The organism is Streptomyces sp. P9-2 (genome assembly GCF_051903975.1).
Taxonomy (GTDB): domain Bacteria; phylum Actinomycetota; class Actinomycetes; order Streptomycetales; family Streptomycetaceae; genus Streptomyces; species Streptomyces cellulosae.
Map to the genome: position 1 here is coordinate 2903810 of NZ_CP192633.1, position 14347 is coordinate 2918156.

A 14347-nucleotide genomic window follows, 5' to 3' on the forward strand; every position below is an offset into this window, starting at 1 on the left:
ATGCCTGGGTGGCCCGCGCGGGGGAGCACGGGCCACCCAGGAGTACGGAGCGGAGCGGGGCGCCGTTCAGCACGTGTGAGGAAAATGTGAGGACGCTTCATGATCGTGCTCACACTGAAACCGCTCACACGGGCGGGTGGTTCACGTCCCGAACGTGTGCACCGTCGTCGTCCGGTAGGTCTCGCCGGGGCGCAGCACGGTCGACGGGAACGACGGCTGGTTCGGCGAGTCCGGGAAGTGCTGGGTCTCCAGGCACAGCCCGTCGCCCTGCCGGTAGATCCGGCCGCCGGTGCCGGTGAGGGTGCCGTCGAGGAAGTTGCCGGAGTAGAACTGCAGGCCCGGCTCGTTCGTCGCGATGCGCAGGGTGCGGCCCGAGGCAGGGTCGCGCAGGGTCGCCGCGTGCCCGGGCCGGGCGGTGACGCCCTTGTCCAGCACCCAGTTGTGGTCGAAGCCCTGCCCGTACAGGAGTTGCCGGTGGGCGGTGCGGATGTCCCGGCCGACCGGCTTGGCCCGCCGGAAGTCGAACGGGGTGCCGGCGACCTTCGCCAGTTCGCCGGTGGGGATCAGGCCCGCGTCGACCGGGGTGTAGCGGGAGGCGGGGATCGACAGCTCGTGGTCGAGGACGCTGCCGCTGCCCTCGCCGGCCAGGTTCCAGTAGACGTGACTGGTGAGGTTGACGACCGTGGGCCGGTCGGTGACGGCCTCGTAGTCGATGCGCCAGTCGCCGTCCCGGGTGAGGGTGTACGTCACCTTGGTGCGCAGGGTGCCCGGGTAGCCCATCTCCCCGTCGACGGCCGTGTAGTAGAGGTACAGGCCGACGTCGGAGCCGCGGGTGAAGGGCTCGACGTCCCAGACGCGCTTGTCGAAGCCCTGCGCGCCGCCGTGCAGGCTGTTCTCGCCGTCGTTGACGGAGAGCTGGTACCGGGTGCCGCCGAGGGTGAAGGTCCCCTTGTCGATGCGGTTGCCGTACCGGCCGATCAGCGCCCCGAAGTACGGGCTGGAGGCGACGTACTCCTCCAGGGTGCGCAGACCGAGGGAGACGTTGGCGTACCGGCCGCGCCGGTCCGGGACCTCCAGGGAATGGACGATGCCGCCGTAGGAGAGGACCTCCATCCGGGTGCCGCCGTTCTCCAGCGTCCAGCGGTCCACCCGGGTGCCGTCGGCGAGCCGGCCGAACAGCTCCCTCACCGGCCCGCCCCGGCCCTTGGAGGAGGCGTGCGCCGTGCTGCCGAAGGCGGTGGCGGCCACTCCCGCCGCCGCGGCTCCCGCGATGACCGTGCGTCTGTTCAGTTCCATCAGTGCGGCTCCCTGAGGGGAAGGGGCCCCGCCGCGCGGCGGGGCCCGGGCTGACTTACGAACCGACCTTGCGCTTGTTCCACACGTCGAAGCCGACCGCGGCCAGCAGGGCGAGGCCCTTGATGACCTGCTGCCAGTCGGTGCCGACGCTGAGCAGGTTCATGCCGTTGTTCAGCACGCCGAGGACCAGACCGCCGATGATGGCGCCGAGGACGGTGCCGACACCGCCGCTCATGGACGCCCCGCCGATGAACGCCGAGGCGATCGCTTCGAGTTCGAAGTTGAGGCCCGCCTTCGGCGAGGCCGCGTTCAGCCGGGCGGCGACCACCAGACCGGCCAGGGCCGCGAGCATGCCCATGTTGAGGAAGACGGAGAAGGTGACCTTCTTGTCCTTCACACCGGACAGCTTGGCCGCCGGCAGGTTGCCGCCGATGGCGTAGATGTGGCGGCCGAAGACGGTGTTGCGCATCACGTAGCTGTAGCCGACCACCAGCACGCCCAGGATCAGCAGCACGACCGGGGTGCCCTTGTAGCTGGCCAGCAGCAGGGTGACCGTGAGGATGGCCGCGGTCACCGCGACCAGCTTCAGCAGGAACAGGTTGCGCGGCAGCACGTCCAGCGAGAACGACTTCTGCCGCGTGCGGTCCCGCACCTCCTGGAGCAGCACGGCGGCGATCAGCACCAACCCGAGCAGCAGCGTGAGGTTGTGGTAGTTGGTCTCCGGGCCGACCTCCGGCAGGAAGCCGTTGCCGATCTTCTGCTCCCCCTTGGGGAACGGGCCGAGGGTCTGCCCCTCCAGGAAGATCTCCGTCAGTCCGCGGAAGATCAGCATGCCCGCCAGGGTCACGATGAACGACGGTATGCCGCCGTACGCGATGAAGAACCCCTGGACGGCGCCGGCGACCGCGCCGATCGCCAGACACAGCACCACCGCCAGCGGCCAGGGCATGTCGTTCTTGACCATGAGCACGGCGGCCAGCGAGCCGACGAACGCGGTCAGCGACCCCACCGACAGATCGATGTGGCCGGCGATGATGACCAGCATCATGCCGATCGCGAGGATCAGGATGTGGCTGTTCTGCAGCACCAGGTTGGAGACGTTGCGCGGGAGCAGCAGGTCGCCGTCGGTCCACACCGCGAACAGCGCCACGATCAGGCCCAGGGCGATCAGCATGCCGTACTGCCGCATGTTGCGGCGCATGCCCTGCACGACCAGCCCCCACAGCCCGCCGTCCGTGGCCCCGCCTCCCTTCCCGGACGGCGCCGGGGCCGGCGTCTTGGCGGTCACATCCGTGCTCATCGGGTTACCTCTTTGTCCTTCGTCATCTGACGCATCAGCGATTCCTGCGAGGCCTCGGACCGCGAGAACTCCCCGGTCAGCCGTCCGGCGGCCATGGTGTAGATGCGGTCGCACATGCCGAGCAGCTCCGGCAGCTCGGAGGAGATGAAGACCACCGCCTTGCCCTCGGCGGCCAGCCGGTCGATGACCGTGTAGATCTCGTACTTGGCGCCCACGTCGATGCCGCGGGTGGGCTCGTCCAGGATCAGCACGTCCGGGCCCGTGAAGATCCACTTGCTGAGGACGACCTTCTGCTGGTTGCCGCCCGACAGCTTGCCCACCGGCTCGAACACGGTCGGCGCCTTGATGTTCATCGAGGTGCGGAACGACTCGGCGACCCTCCGCTCCTCGTGCTCGTCGACCACACCGGCCCGCGCCACCTTGCCGAGCGCGCTCAGCGAGATGTTCCGGTTGATGGTGTCGATGAGGTTGAGCCCGTAGTGCTTGCGGTCCTCGGTGACGTACGCGATGCCGTGCCGCACCGCCTCGGCGACCGACTTCGTACGGATCTCCGCGCCGTCCTTGAGGACCGTGCCGCCCGCGTACCGGCCGTAGGAGCGGCCGAAGACGCTCATCGCCAGCTCCGTGCGGCCGGCTCCCATCAGCCCGGCGATGCCGACGATCTCCCCGCGCCGCACGTGCAGCGACACGTCGTCGACCACCTTGCGGTACTGGTCGATGGGGTGGTGCACGGTCCAGCCGCGGATCTCCAGGGCGGGCGCGGTGCCCTCCTCCGGCTCGTGCGGGGTGCGCTCCGGGAAGCGGTGCTCCAGGTCCCGGCCGACCATGCCGCTGATGATCCGGTCCTCGGTGGTCTCCGGCGCCTTCACGTCGAGCGTCTCGATGGTCCGCCCGTCGCGCAGGATGGTCACCTTGTCGGCGACCCGGCGGATCTCGTTGAGCTTGTGCGAGATGACGATCGAGGTGATGCCCTGCTTCTTCAGCTCCAGGATCAGGTCCAGGAGCTTGCCGCTGTCCTCGTCGTTCAGCGCCGCGGTCGGCTCGTCGAGGATCAGCAGCTTCACCTTCTTCGACAGCGCCTTGGCGATCTCCACCAGCTGCTGCTTGCCGACGCCGATGTCGGCGACCCGGGTCTCCGGGTGGTCGTCGAGCCCCACCCGGCGCAGCACCTCGGTGGCGTGCCGCAGGGTCTCGTTCCAGTCGATGAAGCCGCGCCGCGCGTGCTCGTTGCCGAGGAAGATGTTCTCCGCGAGGGACAGGAACGGCACCAGCGCCAGCTCCTGGTGGATGATGACGATGCCGCGCTGCTCGCTCGCCCGGATGTCCTTGAAGCGGCAGACCTCCCCCTCGAAGAGGATCTCGCCCTCGTAGGTGCCGTGCGGATGGACGCCGGACAGCACCTTCATCAGGGTCGACTTGCCGGCGCCGTTCTCCCCGCAGACGGCGTGGACCTCGCCCTGACGGACGGTCAGGTTGACGTCCGACAGCGCCTTGACGCCGGGAAAGGTCTTGACGATCGAGCGCATTTCCAGGACGGGTCCCGCCATGGTCGTGCCTTCCAATCCGTATGGTCCGGCGGTTACTTGAGGTCGCTTTCCTTGTAGTAGCCGGAGTCGACGAGAGCCTTCTTGTAGTTGTCCTTGTTCACGGCGACCGGCTCCAGCAGGTACGCCGGCACCACCTTCGAGCCGTTGTCGTACGTCTTGGTGTCGTTGACCTCGGGCTTCTTGTCGTTGAGCAGGGCGTCCACCATGTCGGAGGCCACCTTCGCGAGCTGGCGGAGGTCCTTGTAGACGGTCATCGACTGGTCACCGGCGATGATCGACTTCACCGAGGCGACCTCGGCGTCCTGGCCGGTGATGACGGGCAGCGGCTTGCTCTTGGTGCCGTAGCCGTCCGACTTCAGCGCGGACAGGATGCCGATGGAGATGCCGTCGTAGGGCGACAGCACCGCGTCGACGGTCTCGCTCTTGTACGACTTGGTGAGGATGTCGTCCATGCGGCGCTGCGCGGTGGCGCCGTCCCAGCGCAGCGTGGTGACCTGGGTCAGCTCCGTCTGACCGGACCGGACGACGAGCTGCTTCTTGTCGATGTAGGGCTGGAGGACGTTCATCGCGCCCTGGAAGAAGTAGCGGGTGTTGTTGTCGTCGTTGGAGCCCGCGAACAGCTCGATGTCGAACGGCCCCTTCTCGCTGCCGTCCGCGAGGCCGAGCTGCTCGGCGATGTAGGTGCCCTGGAGCTCGCCGACCTTCTCGTTGTCGAAGGAGGCGTAGTAGTCGACGTTCTCGGTGCCGAGGATCAGGCGGTCGTAGGAGATCACCGGGATGTCGGCGTCGGCGGCCTGCTGGAGCACGTTGTTCAGCGACTTGTTGTCGATGGCCGCCACGATCAGGGCGTCCACGCCCTGCGTGATCATGTTCTCGATCTGGGAGACCTGCTGGTCCGGCTCGTCCTCGCCGAACACCAGCTTGGTCTTGTAGCCCTTGGCCTCCAGGTTCTTGACCACGTTGTCGCCGTCGGCGATCCAGCGCTCGGAGGACTTGGTCGGCATCGCGATGCCGATGGTGGCCCCCTCGGGGCCTCCCTTCTTCTCCTCGCTGCCGCCCTCGCTGTTCTGGCCGCAGGCGGTCAGGGAGAGGGCGAGGGCGACGGCGGTGGCCGTGGCGGCGAATGCGGCTCTGCGGTTACGCATGATGATCTTCCTTCATCGTCGGGCGAGTTGAGCGGGCGGACGACTCGGGCGAGTCGGTGGTGCCGTGTGCGAAGCGGTGACGTGAGGTGCGGCCGGGGGAGCCGTCTCTCCCAGGACCCGGCAGCGGGTGTGTGGGATTGTGCGCGGCTGTGTCCACTTGTGTGAAGCTGAGTTTCCGGAACGTTATGACGGGATGTCGAACCTGCGCAGTTCGCCCGGCAGACGCGAACCGAGCGGCGCCATACCGCCGTCGGCGCCGTGCCGCGCCAGCAGGTCCAGCGCCAGCCGGCCCCGCCGCACCCGCTCCTTCGCCGTGGACAGCGCGACCTCCCGCAGATGGTGGCCGTACGGGTAGATGCCGGGCGCCTTGGCCAGACCGAACTTCAGGTACACCGGGGCGCCGCGCCGGATCAGCTCGGCCACCTCGTACATCCGCACATAACCGCCCAGGTCGTCGGGCGCCTCGATGTACATGTCCATCGGCGCCGCCGACACCCGCCGGATCTCCGTGAGATGGGCGAGGGTCAGATCGCTGGGCACGTTGATGGAGTCCGCGCCGAGCTGCTCGTGCACCGCGAACGAGGCCGGGTTGACCGGCCCCACGAGCGCCGACACCTTCAGCGTGGTGTCCGCCGGGAGGATGCCCGCCGCCCGCGCCCGGTGCAGCGTCCACAGCACGCCCTCGTCAGCCACCAGCAGGCATTTCACGCCCAGTTCGGTGGCGCGCACCGCGTCCTCGACGCAGCCGGCCACCGCGTCGTGACCCCGGGCGCGCAGGCCCGCGCCGTGCGAGTCGGTGCGGGTGGAACCGCCGATGTCCCAGGTGCCGCGCGGGCCGGTGAACAGACACAGCTCGATGTCCCGTTCGGCGGTCGACTCGACCATCTCGGTGATCTCGGCGTCGGTCAGCATCCAGACGCCGCTGCCCTGGCTGATCCGGTGCACCGGCACGTCGAGGCGGGAGGCCTCCTTCAGCACCACCGCCAGCGCCTCGGGCCCCTCGCACGAGGGGACCTCGGTGCGCCAGCGGCCGCCGCCGGGGAAGGAGTGCGGCGAGGCGTCGGCGGGGTCGAGGGCGGGCGCGCCCAGGCCGAGCGCGGTGAGCGCCTGCTCACCGGGCCTGCGGGGCGCCGTGGCGGAAGCGTCGGTCACAGGGTGTCCTTCGGTGTTCGATATATCGGACGTGGTTCGCGGTCCGCGGCACGGGCCGGCCGGGTCCGGGGCGGTACGGGTGTGCCGGGCAGGGGCGGTACGGGAGTGCCGGGCGGGGGTGGTACGGGAGTGCCGGGCGGGGGCGCTGTTCAGCGGGGCGCTGTTCGAGCGGGTGGCGCGCCGGTACGGGCTTCGGGTCGGTGGCGCGCCGGTACGAAGGCCGTCGGCTCGTCCTCGTACCGGCGCGGGTTCAGGGACGCGGAGGACTCAGGGACGCAGCAGGACCTTGCCCACCTTCGGGTCGCCGGACCCCACCAGCTCGATGGCGTCCGGGAACGCGGCGAGCGGCAGTTCATGGGTGACCAGCGGCAGCGGGTCGAGCAGCCCGGCGCCGAACATCCGCACCGTGTGCGCCCAGGCGTCCGGCGGCGCGCCGAACACGGTGTGCACCTCCAGCTGCCGCACCACCAGGTCGGTCGGGTCCAGCCCGTCCGCGCCCGGCGCGGGGATGCCGGTGAGCACCAGGCGTCCCCCGCGCCGGAGCAGTCCGGCCGCGGTGCGGGCCGCGTCGGCGGACCCGGCCGTCTCGATCACGACGTCCACGTCGTCCGGGAGCGGCCGGTCCTTGGTACGGAAGTCCGTGGCCCCGAACCTCCGCGACAGCGCCTCCCGGTCGTCCCGGGTGCCCACCACCAGCAGCTCGGCGGGCGAGGCGGCCTTCAGGAACTGCACCGCGAACATCCCCAGCGTGCCGGTGCCGACCACCGCGACCCGCTCGCCGGGCACCGCGCGGGCCTTCAGCGCGGCGGCGGCGATGCACGCGGCGGGCTCCAGCAGCGCGGCGGCGGTGAGGTCGGCGCCGTCCGGCAGGGGGTGCAGCAGCCGGGCGGGCAGGGTGAGCGTGGGGGCCATCGCGCCGGGCCGGGTGAACCCGGTCTCCTCGTAGCCCGCCGTGCACAGCGTGGTCTCGCCCGCGTGACAGCGGTCGCACACCTGGCAGTTGCGGAAGCCCTCGCCGACCACCTTGCGCCCGGCCAGGCCCGCGGGCACCCCGTCCCCCACGGCGGCGACGGTGCCGGACCACTCGTGACCCGGGGTGAGCGGGTAACGGACGTACCCCTCGGGCCTGTTGCCCTGATAGACCTCACGGTCGCTGCCGCAGATGCCGGCCGCGTGGACGCGCACCAGCGCCTCCCCGGGGCCGGGCTCGCGCGGCTCGTGCGGCACCAGACGGTGCCGGCCGGGCGCCTCGACGACGACGGCGCTGCTCACTGTCCCGTCCCCTTCGGCCTGCGCTGCTCCCAGCCCTCGGCCCACAGATCGAACCGGGCCTGCTGCTGCGGGAATTCGGCGGCCGCGTCCACGTCCAGCTCGACGCCGAGACCGGGCGCGTCGGAGAGGTGGAAGCAGCCGTCCTCCGGGTCCACCACGGGCGCGCCCTTGACCACCTTCTTGATCTCCGCGTCCGCGAAGTCGTTGAAGTGCTCCAGGATCTTGAAGTTCGGGGTGGTGAAGCCGACCTGGAGGGACGCGGCGGTGAGCACCGGGCCGCCCACGTTGTGCGGGGCGACCAGCGTGTAGTGGGTCTCGGCGGTCGCCGCGAGCTTGCGGGTCTCCCAGATGCCGCCGATATGGCCGACGTCGGGCTGGATGACGTCGGCCGCCTGGCTCTCGAACAGCTCGCGGAATTCGATGCGGTCGTGGATGCGCTCACCGGTCGCCACCGGGATGTCCACCTTCGCGGCGACCTTCTCCAGCGCCTTCAGGTTCTCCGGCGGCACCGGCTCCTCCAGCCAGGCCGGGCGGAACGGCGCCAGCTCGTGCGCGAGACGGACGGCGGTCGCGGGGGAGAAGCGGCCGTGCATCTCCAGCATCAGCTCCGCCTCGGGACCGATCGCGTCCCGCACCGCCTCGATCAGGGAGACGGCGTACAGGGTCTCCTTGTGGTCGAGTTCGAAGTGACCCGTGCCGAACGGGTCGATCTTCAGCGCCCGGTACCCGCGCTCCATCACGGCCTGCGCCGCCTTGTGGTACGCCTCCGGGGTGCGCTCGGTGGTGTACCAGCCGTTGGCGTACGCCTTCACCTTGTCGGTGACCTTGCCGCCGAGCAGCTGCCACACCGGAACCCCGAGCGCCTTGCCCTTGATGTCCCAGCAGGCCGTCTCCACGACCGCGATGCCGGACATCACGATCTCGCCCGCGCGGCCGTAGTCGCCGTACTTCATCCTGCGGACCAGGTCCTCGACGGCGAACGGGTCGGAGCCGAGAATGTGGTTGGCCTCGGCCTCCTTCAGGTAGCCCAGGAGGGCGTCGGTGCGGCCGAGCATCCTGGTCTCCCCGACCCCGGTGATCCCCTCGTCGGTGTGCACCTGGACGTACGTCAGGTTGCGCCACGGCGTCCCGACCACGTGTGTGCTGATTCCGGTGATGCGCACGGCAGTTGGCCCCTCGCTGCGGTGGTGGACTGGCATCGGATGCGGCGGTTCGATGCGTTCGATATTTCGTCACACGTTCGAAATGCTGGCGAGACAGTAAGGAGGGTGCGGCGGGGGTGTCAATGGGTCGCGCACATAAGGGTTTCTCCGGTTTCGAAACCATTGCGTAAGGGTCCGCACCAAACTTTCACAGGAAGGCCTAGGAACCGCACCGGACCGGAACCTAACCTTCCCGCGTCATGGACTTTTGCCACCCGTGCCGACGGCACCTCAACGGCGCCCTGGCCTGCCCTGGTTGCGGCACGCCCGTCGAGACGCTGCGCGCCCAGCAGGCCGCCGCGCCCGAGGGGGGCGCGCCCCTGGGGGCGGAGACGGGCGACGGGTACGACACCGGTGCATACCGTCGGGAGGACGAGGACCCCGACCCGGACGAGGAACCGGCGGACACCCCGCCCCGCGGCCGGCGCGCGGACCGGCGCCGGGGGAAGCGGCCCGCGGTGAGCGAGGACGACGCCGGCGCCGGACAGAGCCGCCGGGACCGCAAGGCGGCCGCCCACCGCCGCCGGCGCAACCGCACCCTGCTGATCGTCGCCGGTTTCGTCCTCGCGGCCGGCGGACTGAGCCTGGCGGAACTGGGCCTGGACGCGCCCGGCTCCGACCCGCGTCCCGCCGTCGCGGGCGACGAGTCGGTCGACGGCGGCGCGGACGAGGTCGAGCCCGGCGAGTCGGAGAGCGGAAGCGCTCCGCGCCCGGGGGAGCCGGGGGCGTCCCCGAGCCCCGGAGCGTCGGGCTCCGTCTCGGCGTCCGCGTCCTCCCCGGAGGACGAGGAGTCGAAGGAGGCGGACAAGGAGTCGGCGGAGGCGACGACGTCGTCGGCCGCGGCCGACACCCCCACGCAGGACGCCCCGACGTCGGAGCAGCCCCCGGAGGACCCCTCGGAGACGGACGCGCCGGACCCGGACCCCACGACGGAGGAACCGGAGCCGGAACCGGAGCCGACGAAGACGTGCAAGAAGTTCTTGTGGTGGTGCACGTAGGTTCTGGGCTACGCCCGCTTGTCGGAAGCGGCGCGCCCGGTACGGGGCGGCCGGGCGGATATCGGCGCCTGCGGGCCGCCATGGGCCGTTCGCGCAGTTCCCCGCGCCCCTAGGGTGCTGCGGTGAACGCGCCCCGAAGGGGCGCGCGGTACGGCGCGAGCAACCCCCACGCACCCGCACCGGACCTGATGTCCGGCCGGCCGTCCCCGCGACGGCCGTGACCGGGAACGCTAGTACGCGGCGCCGACAGCGCCGCAGGGGAGCGCGAAACGGGACCTAGCCGCCCTCGACCCCCAGCATCCTCCGCAACGCGTCCCGCAGCGCCACCCGCTCCGGGTCGGACAGTCCCGCCAGCGGCTCCCGGGCGAACCGCAGGGACTCCTGGAGGCCGCGCGCCACCCGCCGCCCCTCGTGCGTCGCCGCCGCCAGCTTCACGCGCCGGTCCGCCGGGTCCGGGCGCCGCTCCACCAGGCCGCGGGCCTCCAGCCGGTCCACGATGCCCGTGACGTTCGACGGCTCGCACTTCAGCCGCTGCGCCAGCCTCCGCATCGGCAGCGGCTCCAGGCTGAGCAGGCTCAGCAGCCGCGCCTGCGCGCCGGTCAGCGCGTGCTCCGCGGCGGCCTCCTCGTACTCCTCGTGGTAGCGCGCCACGACCGCGCCGATCAGCTCGACGACCTCCAGGGTGAGGTCGTCGGGGCGGCTGGGCGCGGAACGGGGTGTGGCCATGCCCACCAGGGTACCCGTGTGCTTGACTTCCTGAAATATTCAGTCGCATGGTTGTTTCAGGTGCTGAAGTATTCGAGGAAAGGTGCTCCACATGACCGACACCCCCACGCCCCCCGCCACCGCCCGCGAGTGGCACCTGGTGAGCCGCCCGGTCGGCTGGCCCGAGCCGGAGAACTTCGCGCTGGTCGAGGCGGAGGTCCGCACCCCGGGCGAGGGCCAGGTGCTGGTGCGCAACGAGTACCTCTCCGTCGACCCCTACATGCGCGGCCGCATGAGCGCCGCCAAGTCCTACGTCGACCCGTACGAGCTGGGCAAGGCCATGCAGGGCGGCGCCGTCGGCGAGGTCGTCGCGTCGAACGCCGAGGGCATCTCCGTCGGCGACCACCTGCTGCACTTCCACGGCTGGCGTGAGTACGCCGTCGTCGACGCGAAGACCGCCGTCAAGGTGGACCCGCAGGCCGCGCCCCTCCCGGCGTACCTGGGCGTGCTCGGCATGCCCGGCCTCACCGCCTACGCGGGCCTGCTGCGCACCGCCTCCTTCAAGGAGGGCGACTCCGTCTTTGTGTCCGGCGCGGCCGGCGCCGTCGGCAGCCAGGTCGGCCAGATCGCCAAGCTCAAGGGCGCCTCCCGGGTGATCGGCTCCGCCGGCTCCGACGAGAAGGTCAAGCTCCTCACCGAGGAGTACGGCTTCGACGCCGCGTTCAACTACAAGAACGGCCCCGTGAGCGAGCAGCTCCGCGCCGCCGCTCCCGACGGCGTCGACGTGTACTTCGACAACGTGGGCGGCGACCACCTGGAGGCGGCCATCGGCTCCCTCAACCGGGGCGGCCGTATCGCCGTCTGCGGCGCGATCTCCGTCTACAACGCCACCGAGCCCGCGCCCGGCCCGAGGAACCTCGCCCGTCTCATCCAGACCCGCGGCCGCATCGAGGGCTTCCTCGTCAGCGACCACAACGATCTGCAGCCGCAGTTCGTGCAGGAGGTCGGCGCCTGGATCCGCTCCGGCGAGCTGAAGTACCGCGAGACGGTCGTCGAGGGCATCGAGAACAACCTGGACGCCTTCCTCGGCGTCCTGCGCGGCGACAACACCGGAAAGATGATCGTCAAGCTCTGACGGACGACCGCCGCGACCGGCGCCACCGGCGCGGCGGATGTCACGGACCCGGCGGACACGGGGCCGCGCGGGCCGTGACGCCCGCCCGTCCGGTGTCGTTGCGTTGGCGAGGGCCGCACCCCTGGACGTGGGGTGCGGCCCTGTCCCATCCCCGCGCCGGGCCTCCCGCTACAGTCCTCCCATGCGCGATCTCGGGGTGGGTTTCCGGTACTTGCTGAAGGGCCAGCGGTGGGTCGGCCGGCACGGCAGACAGTACGGCTTCGGGCTGCTGCCCGGCCTGATCACCCTGGTGCTGTACGCGGCCGCCCTGGTCGCCCTCGCCCTGTGGGGCTCCGACCTGATCGGCTGGGCGACGCCGTTCGCCGACGACTGGGCCGACCCCTGGACAGGCCTCTTCCGCGGCTTCCTCACCGCCGTGCTGTTCGCGCTCGCCCTGCTGCTGTGCGTGCTCACCTTCACGGCCATGACCCTGCTCATCGGGCAGCCGTTCTACGAGAGCCTCTCCGAGCGGGTCGACCGGGACGTCTCGCCCGACGGCACCGCCCCCGAGTCGGACCTGCCGCTGCTGCGGGAGCTGTGGATCTCCGCCCGCGACAGCCTGCGCATCGTCCTCCGGGCGGCCGTGTGGGCGGTGCTGCTGTTCGCGCTCGGGTTCATCCCGGTCGCCGGGCAGACCGTCGTCCCGGTGATCGGCTTCTTCGTCACCGGCTTCTTCCTCACCGAGGAGCTGACCGCCGTCGCCCTTCAGAGGCGCGGCGTCGAGGTGCGGGAGCGCCTCGCCCTGCTCCGCTCCCGCAAGACCCTCGTCTGGGGCTTCGGCACACCCCTCGCGGTGGCGTTCCTCGTGCCGTTCGTCGCGGTCTTCCTGATGCCCGGCGCGGTGGCGGGCGCCACCCTCATGGCCCGCGACCTGATGGGCGAGGAGACACAGGACGGCGCCGCCAAGCAGCCGGAGGACGCCAACACCCCTTAGGGGCGCGGGGAACCGCGCGAACGGGGGTCCGGGGGCGGAGCCCCCGAAACCCCGCCCCCGGGCGTCAGCCCTTCGCCCCCACCGCCACGGTCACGATCGACCGCACCTGCGCGACGATGTCCAGCCGGTTCCGCACGAACTCCGGGTCGGTCACCTCCGTCGTGTTGCCGGCCCCGAACTCCAGTACCGGCGTGTGCACATGCCCGCCCGGCAGCGTGTCGTGCAGCCCCAGCCGGTCCCGCAGCAGCGTCGCCCGGTAGGCGATCTCGTTGGACAGGTAGTCGCCGCCGCCCCCGGCACGCGCCGTCGAGCCCGGCGTCGGCCCCTCCGGCCGTACGACGGGCCCCGTGCCGCCCGCCGGGATCTCCGTCACGCTCGTGTTGTCGTACACCGGGAACCGCCCCGTGTCCGCCGCCGTGACCGCCGTGTACGGCAGCGTCGTCGACGTCCACTGCGGTTGCGAGGCCGGGTCGGACACCGGGACGATCTCGGGCCGCCCGGTGTTCTCGTTGTCCCCGAAGCCGCCCCGCCAGGCGCCGTTGGTGCGCTCGACGTCGACCCGGCCCACCCGGCCCTGGCTCACCGTGGTGAACAGGTCGACCTCGGGCAGGTGCGGCCGCAGCGCCCGCTCCACCGCGCCGTCGGAGAAGTCCCGCCAGCGCACCGGGAACACGGCCGTCTCGACCCGCGCCGGGCCGCTCGCCGTCTCGATCACCGTGCCGTCCAGGGCCAGCGCGACCGCGCCCGACGGGTTGGAGATGCGGATGTCCCGGTCCAGGGTGAACGGGTCGAAGCCGGTCACCAGCACCCGCTTCAGGCCCTCGCCACGCGGATAGCGGATCGCGGTCTGCCCGCGCGAGGTCTGCTCCAGCGTGTCGATCAGCCGCGCCCGCCGCTCCGCGTCCAGCCCGAACCGGGGCTCCCAGCCGCGCAGTTCACGCGTCATGCCGAGCCGCGCCCAGTACAGCGGCCGGTCGTCGTCCCGGCTCAGGTCGCCGCCCGCCGGGCCTCGGCCCTGCACGCGGTCCACGGCTCTGCGCCACAGTGCGGAGCCTTCCCGCTCCACGACCCGCTTCGCCTCCGCGTAGGAGCGGGCCCGGTCCAGGGCGCGGGTGAAGGCCGGCGCGACCGTGTCGAAGCCGGAGCGCCGGAGTATCTCCTGCGGCGCGGCCCTGTCGAGGCGCAGCTCCTCGACGGTGGGCGGCGCTGCGGAGCGGGGGGCCGCGGGTCCGGCGGCGGTGGCGGTGGCGGGGGAGGACAGGGCGGTCAGCAGGGCCAGACCGAGCACACCGATGCGCACACGGGGTGAGATCACAGGAGGTGGGCCTTCCGTCGTCGTGGGGTACGGGTGGATGCCGGAAGCCCGCAGTATCGCGTGACCGGGGTGGATCACACCACGGTGCGAAGAGCACCGTCCGACCGGCGCGGGAACACCCGTGGCCGAATGTGAAGGGTTCGTACGGGATTCCTCCCATGGCCCCGATCCCCGGCCGCCCGGGCAGGTGAGCGGTTAACGTCGGGGTCCGGCGGGGTACCCCATGTACAGCCCCGGCCCGGGACCCTGACCCCGGACCGGGGCTCATGTGCGTCCGGACCCCCGGAGTCCGGGGCGGTGGGGCTCC

12 protein-coding genes are annotated in these 14347 nt (G+C 71.3%); 3 read left to right on the forward strand and 9 right to left on the reverse strand.

The features are described 5' to 3' along the window. Positions 1-141: 141 nt before the first annotated feature. The 7 genes from ACQY0Z_RS13340 to ACQY0Z_RS13370 form a co-directional block, all read right to left on the reverse strand. Positions 142-1296 carry an aldose epimerase family protein gene (locus tag ACQY0Z_RS13340; RefSeq protein WP_347226203.1) on the reverse strand — a complete coding sequence of 385 codons (1155 nt, stop codon included), beginning with the start codon at positions 1294-1296 and terminating at the stop codon, positions 142-144. A 55-nt stretch (positions 1297-1351) separates the two neighbouring features. Beyond that, a complete protein-coding gene (gene mmsB / locus ACQY0Z_RS13345) occupies positions 1352-2596 on the reverse strand; it encodes a multiple monosaccharide ABC transporter permease (protein ID WP_439812311.1) in 1245 nt (414 codons plus the stop codon). Continuing rightward, the gene (mmsA, locus tag ACQY0Z_RS13350; RefSeq protein WP_439812312.1) at positions 2593-4143 is read right to left on the reverse strand and encodes a multiple monosaccharide ABC transporter ATP-binding protein; all 1551 of its coding nucleotides are present in this window, start codon (positions 4141-4143) and stop codon (positions 2593-2595) included. Before mmsA ends, mmsB begins: the two co-directional genes overlap by 4 nt. A 32-nt stretch (positions 4144-4175) precedes the next feature. Continuing rightward, positions 4176-5288 (reverse strand): multiple monosaccharide ABC transporter substrate-binding protein, encoded by a 1113-nt coding sequence (gene chvE, locus ACQY0Z_RS13355; RefSeq protein WP_254587170.1) that lies wholly within the window; start codon positions 5286-5288, stop codon positions 4176-4178. Between the two features lie 183 nt (positions 5289-5471). After that, on the reverse strand, positions 5472-6440 hold the full coding sequence (locus ACQY0Z_RS13360; RefSeq protein ID WP_254587171.1) for a hypothetical protein: 969 nt from the start codon (positions 6438-6440) through the stop codon (positions 5472-5474). 267 nt (positions 6441-6707) lie between these two features. Beyond that, a complete protein-coding gene (locus ACQY0Z_RS13365; protein ID WP_254587172.1) occupies positions 6708-7712 on the reverse strand; it encodes a zinc-dependent alcohol dehydrogenase in 1005 nt (334 codons plus the stop codon). Then, on the reverse strand, positions 7709-8875 hold the full coding sequence (locus ACQY0Z_RS13370; RefSeq protein WP_254587173.1) for a mandelate racemase/muconate lactonizing enzyme family protein: 1167 nt from the start codon (positions 8873-8875) through the stop codon (positions 7709-7711). Before ACQY0Z_RS13370 ends, ACQY0Z_RS13365 begins: the two co-directional genes overlap by 4 nt. 239 nt (positions 8876-9114) lie before the next feature. Between ACQY0Z_RS13370 and ACQY0Z_RS13375 the strand changes: the two genes are divergently transcribed. Then, complete coding sequence (locus ACQY0Z_RS13375) at positions 9115-9912, forward strand: SCO2400 family protein (protein WP_189901621.1); 798 nt, start codon at positions 9115-9117, stop codon at positions 9910-9912. Between the two features lie 276 nt (positions 9913-10188). On the opposite strand, the gene ACQY0Z_RS13380 is transcribed toward ACQY0Z_RS13375, so the two are convergent. Continuing rightward, positions 10189-10638, reverse strand: coding sequence for a MarR family transcriptional regulator (locus ACQY0Z_RS13380; RefSeq protein ID WP_189901619.1), 450 nt, complete (start codon positions 10636-10638; stop codon positions 10189-10191). A 91-nt stretch (positions 10639-10729) separates the two neighbouring features. Between ACQY0Z_RS13380 and ACQY0Z_RS13385 the strand changes: the two genes are divergently transcribed. Beyond that, a complete protein-coding gene (locus ACQY0Z_RS13385; RefSeq protein ID WP_189901617.1) occupies positions 10730-11752 on the forward strand; it encodes an NADP-dependent oxidoreductase in 1023 nt (340 codons plus the stop codon). 181 nt (positions 11753-11933) lie between these two features. Continuing rightward, complete coding sequence (locus ACQY0Z_RS13390; RefSeq protein WP_189901615.1) at positions 11934-12725, forward strand: EI24 domain-containing protein; 792 nt, start codon at positions 11934-11936, stop codon at positions 12723-12725. Positions 12726-12789: 64 nt separating this feature from the next. Here the strand turns inward: ACQY0Z_RS13390 and ACQY0Z_RS13395 are convergent, their stop codons facing one another. Next, positions 12790-14040, reverse strand: coding sequence for a pyroglutamyl-peptidase I family protein (locus ACQY0Z_RS13395; RefSeq protein WP_189901613.1), 1251 nt, complete (start codon positions 14038-14040; stop codon positions 12790-12792). Between the last annotated feature and the right edge of the window lie 307 nt (positions 14041-14347).

Excerpts from the sequence above, each read along its gene's own strand:
- ACQY0Z_RS13340 (WP_347226203.1), bottom strand. The coding sequence starts at position 1,296 with ATGGAACTGAACAGACGCACGGTCATCGCGGGAGCCGCGGCGGCGGGA.
- mmsB (WP_439812311.1), bottom strand. The coding sequence starts at position 2,596 with ATGAGCACGGATGTGACCGCCAAGACGCCGGCCCCGGCGCCGTCCGGG.
- mmsA (WP_439812312.1), bottom strand. The coding sequence starts at position 4,143 with ATGGCGGGACCCGTCCTGGAAATGCGCTCGATCGTCAAGACCTTTCCC.
- chvE (WP_254587170.1), bottom strand. The coding sequence starts at position 5,288 with ATGCGTAACCGCAGAGCCGCATTCGCCGCCACGGCCACCGCCGTCGCC.
- ACQY0Z_RS13375 (WP_189901621.1), top strand. The coding sequence starts at position 9,115 with ATGGACTTTTGCCACCCGTGCCGACGGCACCTCAACGGCGCCCTGGCC.
- ACQY0Z_RS13380 (WP_189901619.1), bottom strand. The coding sequence starts at position 10,638 with ATGGCCACACCCCGTTCCGCGCCCAGCCGCCCCGACGACCTCACCCTG.
- ACQY0Z_RS13385 (WP_189901617.1), top strand. The coding sequence starts at position 10,730 with ATGACCGACACCCCCACGCCCCCCGCCACCGCCCGCGAGTGGCACCTG.
- ACQY0Z_RS13390 (WP_189901615.1), top strand. The coding sequence starts at position 11,934 with ATGCGCGATCTCGGGGTGGGTTTCCGGTACTTGCTGAAGGGCCAGCGG.